We start from the raw sequence: 1,711 nt of genomic DNA on the forward strand, positions 1-1,711 counted from the left end.
GCCTGCGTTTCCGGCCGCGGCGCCCGGTAAGGCTCGTGACCCCTGCGGGCAGGGATTCCGCGCCGGGACCCGCTGCGGCGGCGGCTGTCGGCATCGCCGTCGTCGGGCTTGGGTCCGGGCTGTCGGCAACGGAACCGCCGGCGGCCAGCAGTGCCGCCAGGTCGGCGCGGGGCGCGGGCGCCCGGTCCGGGACCAGGGCGTTGAGCTGCTCCAGTGAACCACGGAGCTCGGTGGAACCGTCGAGGCCGGCATCACGGAGCATCGCCTGGATGCGGCCATCCTGCTGGGGTTCGCGTGTGCCGGTCATGATGCTGCGTGGTCCTTTTCGGTGACGAGTTCGCGCAGGGCGCTGAGCCCGCGTCGTTGAAGCTGTTTGATGGCACCCGGCGTCTTGTCCATGATGCCGGCCACCTGGTCGATGGAGAGGTCCGCGACGATCCGCAGGACCAGGACTTCCCGTTGCTCTTCGTTGAGCCGGGACAGGGAATCTGCAATGCCGCCCAGGGAGCCTAGGGCCTCGTCCTCGGCGGAGGGCGCGTACCGCGTGTCGTCCCGGGGATCGTATTCGGCCAGGTACGGCGTGCGGTCTGCCCGCCGGTGGTGGTCGACCAGCCGGGCGTGGGCGACGGAGAAAATGAAGGTCCGCAGGCCGGCGTGGCCGCCGGTGACCTTGGCGAGTTTCGGCAGGATGTCCACGAAGACGTCCTGGGTGAGCGCCTCGGCGTCTTCCACGCCGCGGGCGCGGAAGTAGCCGAGCACCGCGGGTGAAATGACCGTGTAGACAGCGCTAAACCCTGATGGCTCGCCAGCCAATGCTGCTGACAATTCATCATCGCTTAGCTGTTCTGCCAAGAGGCTGTCCTTCCGGTTACTGCTGGGGTGCGGCCCCGGCAAGTCTAGCGGCCGCACCCCGGGTGCCTCCAAAGAGGCGTTCAGTGCCTACTTGTCGAGCTCAGGCTGCACGTCCGACGGCAGGGTCGGAACGGCCGGAACAGCAGGAACCGCCGGGGTAGCCGGAACACCCTTGGCGCCCGGGACGGCGACGGTCACGCCGGCATGGGCCTCGGCCTCGGCAGCGCCCTTGGCGTTGGCGGCGCCGTCAACGGAAACGCCGTCGTTGTCAGCCTCGACGGAACCTTCGGCGGAGCCGTCGGTGCCCTCGACGTCGCCTTCGGCGGAGCCGTCAACGGACGGGGAAGCCGGCACGGCCGGAACGGCCGGGACAGCCGGTGCGGCGGGAAGTTCAGGAGTCGCCGGAACCTCGGGGGTTGCCGGGACAGCGGGCGTAGCGGGGGTCACTTCAGCCTGCTGGGTGGTCGAAACCTGGGCCGCGTTGGCCAGGCCGATGCCGGAGAATCCTCCAATAGCGAGAATCGCGGCGCCGACAGCAATCTTGGTGGTCTTGCTAACACTCTTCATAAGAAACGTACATCCTTTGTTTTTTGTGTGAAGGCTGGCTGGAGCCTGATGGGGGCAGTCAACAGCCCGCTCGTTCAGTGGAAGGCTGGCCGGCGCCCGATGGGGGCGGGCGCCGGCCTGCACTTGCAGTGGAAGGCCGGCCGGATTTCTGGTGGGGGGTCCATGTTCCGGCGGCGCTTACAAAGGAGTAATCGCTGGAGTGCCCCGAAAGGTTACGCACTGTTCGGAAGTTTCTTTTTTCTTTTCCGGACAGTCGCTGCGGGGGACCCGGACAGCGGCTTAACGACGGCGG

Annotated in this window: 2 protein-coding genes and 1 pseudogene; all 3 read right to left on the bottom strand. The window is 67.7% G+C overall.

The window, feature by feature from the left end; all coding sequences use genetic code 11:
- Nucleotides 1-307, bottom strand: a pseudogene (locus K789_RS23215) (hypothetical protein); the annotation flags it as partial.
- Nucleotides 304-852: an RNA polymerase sigma factor gene (locus tag K789_RS0114440; RefSeq protein ID WP_024367371.1), complete on the bottom strand. Its 549-nt coding sequence runs from the start codon at nt 850-852 to the stop codon at nt 304-306. The gene K789_RS0114440 and the pseudogene K789_RS23215, both read right to left, overlap by 4 nt.
- An 87-nt stretch (nt 853-939) precedes the next feature.
- Complete coding sequence (locus K789_RS0114445; protein WP_024367372.1) at nt 940-1,419, bottom strand: hypothetical protein; 480 nt, start codon at nt 1,417-1,419, stop codon at nt 940-942.
- Nucleotides 1,420-1,711: the final 292 nt, after the last annotated feature.

This window comes from Arthrobacter sp. TB 26, from assembly GCF_000427315.1.
Lineage (GTDB): Bacteria > Actinomycetota > Actinomycetes > Actinomycetales > Micrococcaceae > Arthrobacter.

What these genes read in the sequence shown, in the direction of transcription:
- K789_RS0114445 (WP_024367372.1), bottom strand. Translation starts at nt 1,419, where the DNA reads ATGAAGAGTGTTAGCAAGACCACCAAGATTGCTGTCGGCGCCGCGATT.